The sequence below is a fragment of the Halobacillus karajensis genome (assembly GCF_900108515.1).
GTDB classification, from domain to species: Bacteria; Bacillota; Bacilli; order Bacillales; family Halobacillaceae; genus Halobacillus; species Halobacillus karajensis.
On record NZ_FNWW01000006.1, the window covers coordinates 278,667 to 286,364 of the forward strand.

At 43.4% G+C, this 7,698-nt stretch carries 5 protein-coding genes and 1 pseudogene; all 6 read left to right on the forward strand.

Translation table 11 applies throughout. The features are described from left to right. Positions 1–42 precede the first annotated feature (42 nt). Positions 43–1,884, forward strand: coding sequence for an IucA/IucC family protein (locus BLW54_RS14355; RefSeq protein WP_074735306.1), 1,842 nt, complete (start codon positions 43–45; stop codon positions 1,882–1,884). Continuing rightward, positions 1,856–3,802 (forward strand): IucA/IucC family protein, encoded by a 1,947-nt coding sequence (locus BLW54_RS14360; protein ID WP_074735308.1) that lies wholly within the window; start codon positions 1,856–1,858, stop codon positions 3,800–3,802. The genes BLW54_RS14355 and BLW54_RS14360 overlap by 29 nt, the downstream gene beginning before the upstream one ends. Positions 3,803–3,825: 23 nt before the next feature. Beyond that, positions 3,826–5,004, forward strand: a complete 1,179-nt coding sequence (locus tag BLW54_RS14365) for a type III PLP-dependent enzyme (RefSeq protein ID WP_074735310.1) — start codon at positions 3,826–3,828, stop codon at positions 5,002–5,004. Between the two features lie 194 nt (positions 5,005–5,198). Beyond that, a complete protein-coding gene (locus BLW54_RS14370) occupies positions 5,199–6,209 on the forward strand; it encodes a TDT family transporter (RefSeq protein WP_035510330.1) in 1,011 nt (336 codons plus the stop codon). Between the two features lie 87 nt (positions 6,210–6,296). Then, positions 6,297–6,893 (forward strand): lysozyme family protein, encoded by a 597-nt coding sequence (locus BLW54_RS14375; RefSeq protein WP_074735313.1) that lies wholly within the window; start codon positions 6,297–6,299, stop codon positions 6,891–6,893. A 578-nt stretch (positions 6,894–7,471) separates the two neighbouring features. Then, positions 7,472–7,698, forward strand: a pseudogene (locus BLW54_RS20865) (group II intron reverse transcriptase/maturase); the annotation flags it as partial.

Genomic DNA, 7,698 nt, shown 5'->3' on the forward strand with positions numbered 1-7,698 from the left:
AATACATAAGTACTATTATTTTCCTCTACAGAGGTGACCCATATGGAAGCATTGAAACTGATACAAAAACATTTCCCCCATCTCGAACAAAATTACACCGCTAACGTAAAAAAAGCGAACAAAAGTGTCTTGCATCAATTGATTCAGGCTATTTTACGCGAACGTGTTTTTCCTTATGAGTGGAAATATAATCAAACCAAACTTATCATCGCTGTAAATGAATATGAACTGCATGTACCGGTTTCTAAAGTATACATATTACAGCATATTGATATACGAGGAGATATTATCCTCCAGACTCGTCACGGAAAAAGGACGATCATTGAGACTGTAGAGGACTGTCTACGTTTACTTTTCCCGGGAAATAACCGGCCCGATTTTTATGAAGAAGTACGCAATAGTGCAGAAAATTATGCCCTTGCTCTCACAGTTGCAGAACAGCGGAGGCGTCAGATTTATAAGGACGGAGAAAGTACTCTGTCTTTCGCACGTAAGCAAAAAAGTCCACTCACTTTTTTTGAACAGTGGGTCATTCAGGGCCACACCATTCATCCTTGTTCGCGAACAAGGATGGGGCTGAGTCCCGAGGATATAGCTACCTATGCTCCTGAATGGGCAGCTCGTCCGGAAGTCATTCCTTTAATGGTGCATCAAGATCGTGTACATAGGACCTCAAGGTCGGGAGAAACGTTTAAATCGGTTCTATTTCAAGATTACCCTAAGCTTAAAACAGCTTTTCAGGATCATTGCAGATCCTATGGTCTGGATCCTGAGGATTACGAAATTCTCCCTGTGCATCCTTGGCAATATCAGCATACGATCACCAGTCATTATAAAAAATCCCTGCAAAAAAAAGACATTCTCCCGATGAAAGACTATAGAATTTCGACGGCGGCGCTCATTTCGTTTCGTACCCTGGCGCCCTTAAATGATCGAAAAAAACATCATATTAAGACGGCGGTGAACGTTCAGATGACCAGTGCCATCCGTACCGTTTCAGCCGCGTCGACGAAAAATGGGCCTCTGTTATCACGTCTATTTCAAAGAATCTTTCAAGATGACACGCCCCTCGCGCGCAAGCTTTCTATAATGGGGGAGGTAAGTGGACTTCATTATCAGCCTGATCAATCGAAGGACCGTCATTTTTTACAAAAAAATGCGGCTGCTATTCTTCGCGAAAATCCAGAAAAGGACCTGGCCGATGGTGAAATGGCGATCCCGGGAGCTGCTTTGCTAGCCAGTTCTCCATTTTCTGAAGAGTTGATCGTAGAAGACCTGGCTCAGCAATATTCTTCTCCTGAAGCGTTTATTGCTGCTTATTCAGGAACGGTTCTGCCAGGTGTGCTTACATTGATGACCAAATATGGGATTAGTATGGAGGCACACTTACAAAATTGTGTGGTCATTTTTAAAGAAGGAAAACCGAAACGAGCGGTACTTCGTGACTATGGCGGTATTCGGATAATGAATGACCGCTTAGATCATTTCTTTGAGAACCAACCGATTGACCCAAGTACCAATCTTCTAACAACAGACCGTTCTGAGCTCTTGGATATATTTTCACATGCGCTTCTTCATAATCACTTGGGGGAGATCATTGTAGCCCTGGCAAGAAACACCGCTGCCGATGAAAAAAGGATGTGGGCAGAAGTACGGAAAACGATTGAACAAACGTACAGGGAGTTGAAACGGGATCAGGCGGTCTTAAAAGAAGCTTTATTCGACATGGATGAACTATTTCAAAGGCCGGCATGGATGAAGGCGTTGGTGAAAATGCGTCTGTCCAATCAATTTACGGATAACCTTTATATTGACATCCCGAGTCCGTTTCAGAAGAAGAAAGAGGTGAGCAGGGATGATTCTGCCATTGACCGATCATCTTAGGGGCTTGAATAAAGGCCTTTGGATGGAAGAAGAAAAGTGTGTGCAATTCCTAAAGGACCGTTTTCCCTCCCGTGTCTCTTGTTACTTTAGGAACTGTGAAAGAGCGAGAAAATCAATCCTCGCTAAATTGTCCAATTCTATTTTCAGGGAAAACCTTGAAGAGATTCAGACGAAAGCGATAGCGGTTGTAAAAAAAGAGGGGAACCTTTATGTCGACGGCTGTTTAAGTGAAGAAAAGCGAATACCAAAGGATGATTTAGTAGAAGGAAGGACTTACCAACTTATTCATCAGGGAGATAACCAAGTATTCTTTCCTATTAAGCGTATGTCCGCCTTTCAATTTGTTGAAGTCGGGGTGCCTCTAGTTAAGAGGAAGGGGACTCATGTGCGTTCAGTCGAGTCAGCTTCAGACCTTGTTCACCTTCTGTTTCAGGGAGAGAGTTACAAAAACGTTGATCGTTTCGTCCAAGAATTGAATAATGGGAGCGCCAATCTAGCCTTAGCTTATACGTTTCACGAAGAATGGAAAAAGAAGGTCAAGGAAGAAGCCGATCGTCTTGAGGTCTACAATTCTTTGGATTACGTATTAGAAAAGGGGAATGCTGCCCGTTTGTTCTATGAACAGCTCGTCGTCGAAGGTCACCACCTTCATCCCGGAGCAAAAACGAAGCTTGGGCTTACTTATAAAGATGCATGGAAATACTCACCAGAGTATCATCAATCCTTTCCCATACGTTTGGTTGCCGTGAGAAAAGAACACATCCTTGCAAACGGAACTTCTTTTGCCTCCACCTTTCCTGAACTAAACGAGAAGGCGAAAGCTGAACTAAGAAACCTTGGGTGCTTGGAAAAACAATTTTTGATTCTTCCTGTCCACCCATGGCAATATGACCATGTGGTTCCGACGATTTATGATCAAGAAATAGAGAATGGTGATATTGTGCTATTACCTAAAACACAACTGGAGGCTGAAGCAACTTCTTCGTTCAGGACGGTAGCACCAACAGGTGGGCATTCGGTAGTGAAACTGGCGGTTAACAGTCAAATGACTTCAACAGTCCGATCAATTTCCACTCAGACGGCGTTGAACTCCACGGTTTTTTCAGAAATGATACAACAAATCAAAGCCAATGAACCTCAATTAGAATCATTCGTTCCCTTAAATGAAAAGGGAGGTGCCGCTTTTCATTCGGAGGATGTGTTGAAGAGTCGGAATTTAACGATGTTGATTCGTGAATCCATAGAAGATCATTTGGAAGAAGGGGAAGTTGCCGTTGCCGGCATGAGTCTTTATGCTGAATCCCCGATCAGTGAGCGTTCAGTTTTGCATGAACTTGTTCAGAAGCATCAGATCATTTCAAATCAAACCGAAGAACAGGCGGTGAGGGAATTTTTTACTTCTTATGTAAATCGAGTGCTCCCTGGTTATTTAACGATGATGGTTAAATATGGTGTCGCGCTAGAAGGTCATTTGCAAAACAGTATTCCTGTGTTTAAGAATGGACGGTTGAGCCGTTTCTTTTTCCGGGATTGGGGCGGGGCTCGTGTCTTTCCAGAGCGGCTTAGAAAACAAGGGATTTCTCCTAAGTTTGCAGCTGATTCAGTGAGTGTCACGAATGACCATTCAACCATGCACAACAAGTTGTATTACACAGTTTTTCAAAACCATCTCGGGGAAATCATCAGGCAGCTGGTCCAGTATGCCGATATACCTGAGCAAACATTTTGGGCAGAAGTAAAGCACGTGTGTGAACGTGTACTCGATACATTGGCTGAGAGGAATGATCTTGTTGAACAAGTGGAAGAAGATCGGAAATATCTCTTTCAGGCAACGGTTATGCATAAATCCTTAACAAAAATGCGGCTAACGAATAGTCCAGGAGACGGATATAACGCCGTGCCTAATCCGCTGGTGTAAAAGAAGGTCGGAGGGGTACTTAAATGAAAATGGAACACTTTATAGAACAAAAAAAGCAACAGAGTAAGAAGCCGCTTTGCGCCTATCTTTATGATCTTAAGAAATTGAAAACCCATGCCTGTGAATTGAAGAACAGCCTGCCAGAATTTTGTCGACTGTTTTATGCAGTGAAGGCAAACCCGGATGAACGGTTCCTTTCTACACTAGCTCCCATTCTTGACGGATTTGAAGTGGCTTCAGGTGGGGAAATGGAAAAAGCAGCACGCTTTAAACGGCCTTTGTTGTTTGGGGCACCGGCAAAAAAAGACTGGGAATTGGTAAAAGCGATGGACTTAGGGGTAGAGGCTTTGAATGTGGAGAGCTTCCATGATTTAAATCGTATCGGATATCTATCTAATCAAAGAGGGACGCCGACCCCAGTCCTGATCCGAGTAAACTTGAACCGGGATGTACCGGAAAGCCACCACATGATGTCAGGGGTCCCGACCCAGTTCGGTGTCGATGAGCGTGAGGTCCCATCCTTGTTACGGAAGGCTAAAAGCATGAATCATATTTCTATCAAAGGATTTCACTTTCACGCAATGTCTAACAATTTAAGTGCCCAAGCCCATCTGCGATTTGTGGAGAGTTGTCTGGGAAAATCCAAAACCTGGCGGGATCAATTTGATCTTCCCCTTTCTATGGTTGATGTTGGAGGTGGGATTGGGATAAATTACTGGAATCCGGAAGACCCTTTTGATTGGGTTACATTAGCTGCTGGCCTTCATAGACTGGAAGATCAAATGGATGGGCTGACCCTTGTCCTTGAACTGGGTCGATTCTTAACGGCAGCGTGTGGAAGTTATGTGACTGAAGTACTCGATGTGAAGAAGAACCATGACCAGTCCTTTGCCCTCCTCCGTGGGGGTTCCCATCACCTTAGACTACCGGCCGCCTGGAAAATGAACCATCCTTTTCGAATCCACGCCATAGAAGAATGGCCATATCCGTTTGAGCGCCCGGAGGTGTATCACGAAAAGGTCACCATTACAGGAGAATTGTGCACCCCTAATGATGTACTCGTTAAGTCCGTGTACGTCCCGCGTTTGCGGGCCGGGGACGTCGTCATTTTTGAATATGCTGGCGCCTATGCTTGGACAATCTCCCATCATGAATTCTTAAGTCATCCAGAGCCGGAATTTGTTTACCTCCATGAAGCCTGATCTCTCCTGAGATCGGGTTTTTGTTTTGCTTTCTCTTTCCAAGATGAATAAAACGTCGTACAATCAAGGTTGTTTAGGATAATGATATTGTTTATTATTCCAATGGACCCTGATTGAAGATTTTTTCAGGGGAAAAGTGTTTTCCTGATGACCAAAGGAACGAAACAGGGTGAAGGTAAAGGGGAAAGAAATAGATGAGACAACAAGAGGAAAAGATGATCAATCCAGCAGCTGGCGCTATTGTTATGGCGATCGGTATCTTTCTTTACGGAGCAGGGGACCAATTTTTCCCCCATGGAGAATGGTTGGCGTTTGGGTATTTGCTGCTTTCCATCATTATTTACGCTATGATTCTAAGACAAAGTTTTCAAAAGGGGTTTTGGAAACCTTTCTTAAATAATCCCGTAAATTCATTTGTTACCGGTTCATGGATTGCAGGATTATCTATATTAAGTCAAGTTCTTTTGAAATATTTACCAGCTCTAGATAAGGTGGTTGTCAGTATAGCAGTCATTAATTCTTTGTGTTGGTGCTTTTTTCTGTTTTTATGTGCTTATAATTTCAAAGAGCTGTGGCAGCGTCCGATGTTCAATAATACCCATGGAGTTATCCTCCTGTCTACTGTTGCTACCCAGTCGCTCGTCATTTTGTGGGGGAAGTTGATCTCAACTCCCTCCCTTTTTCTTATTTATAGTGCGATCTTTCTAGGTCTCCTTCTGTATGTGAGCGGTCTGCTTCTGATACTGATCCGCTATTTGAAAAAAAGCTGGACGTTGGTAGAGGATTGGACAAATACAAACTGTATTATCCATGGAGCCTTATCGATTACAGGTTTAGCAATTGTGACTACAGGGGTATTCACGGAATCATTTGTTTTATTTTTTTGGCTTCTAGTTGCGGCATTAATTGTGATTGTAGAAGGATTTGAGGTGGTACGAGCATTTTCACGTGTGAGTGCATACGGGTGGAAAGATGGCCTCTTCACGTACCATGTGAGCCAGTGGTCTCGTAATTTTACGTTTGGTATGTTCTATGCATTTACAATGATCATGCTCGAGTCCCCTGTTTACCGAACAAGCTTTGCCGAGGAGCAGGAAGTTGTACAAATGATATGGGGGTGGGTTGTATTGACCGCCTTGGTATGGGAGTTGGTTTTATGGATTCATAGAGCGTATATGGATCAACGTAGAATTCCTTCTTCTTAAGATCTGTGCATCCTTGCAGTCTTTGAGTTAAAGACGTGTTAAGATAAAGGGAGAATGGTGTCGGATGAAGAGAGGAGAGGGGAGAAGATGACGAAAAAGAATAAGAGAAAGAAGAAAACGCATGGGGGGGCGTTTCTTCTTCCTGTTTTCCTTCTGATCCTTGTCTATGTATCTATGAAAAGTCAACTGGGAGATGGAATGATGAGCAGCCTGACTGAGGGGGATGAAGGCCCTGACTTATCTCCTCAAGTGCTGCAATATGAAGACGAGGTTGCAATGTATGCCGAACAAGAGGGGATTGGCGAATATACGGATATCTTGCTGGCCTTGATGATGCAAGAATCTGGGGGCAGGGGAAAAGATCCGATGCAGGCTTCGGAATCTTTATGTGGTTCAGTGGGCTGTATTGATGACCCCGAACACTCTATTAAACAAGGAGTTGCTTATTTTGCGGGGACATTGGAACAGGCGGATGGAGATGTTAAACTTGCGCTCCAATCGTATAATTTCGGACCTGGATTCATTGAATATGTAAGGAATCATGGAGGCACCTATACGCAAGAACTGGCCATCGAATTTTCCTCAAAGAAATATGATGAATTAAAGCATACGGGGAAATATAATTGCATTCGCCAGGAAGCGGAACAATACGAGGCGTGTTATGGGGACATTGTGCGCCCATAAGGGGGCAAGGAAACACGGTAGATTGCAAACCGTTAGGTCTGGCCTAATGACCTAGTATCACTTGACTGACCTTGAAAGGAAACTTTAAGGGGACAATAGCATGTCAAGAAAGCCGTAAGTTGGCTAAGCACTAAGCCACGACTGAACGGCAAGATATGACGCATGAATAAGGATGAAAGCTAAACTGCTTGAACGATAGCACTAGGGAGGCCACCGTAACTAGTTTCGGAAGGTGCTTATATACGAAACTCGACAGGAATCATAGAGGTATTGTATGTCATCTCTATGAATAGGTCGTCCTGTCGCCCACTTCTATATGGAAGAAACGTGTGAAACTCGCATCCGATATCATGCAGGCAAGTTCCTTGCTTACTAAATGGGGATTGCCTAAGTCAGAATGCCACTAACAATGGCTATTAAGGAGAACTTCAAGACCTCGCGGTCAAGAAGTATGGCTTATGAATATCTGATAAGGCAACGGAGCTCTCGTAGTAGTCAGAGCTAGGGAAAACCTAGTACAAGGCGAAGGAGAGCAGTCTGTCAGCTTACTACTAAATTGGGGAGGTGCGAAAGGCACTATGCAATGTCCAAAAGTAGTATTAAGCAATCTGCAAAGAAAGAGTCTTGACCATGCGTATAAATATAAAAGACTCTATCGTCAATTATACAATCCAGATTTCTTTTTACTTGCTTATGACAATTTAAGTAAAAATGATGGTGCTCTAACCCTTGGGGTAGACCAACGGTCTATTGATGGTTTTTCCATGGATCAGATTGACAAATTGATTAAGGTTTTAAGAAACAA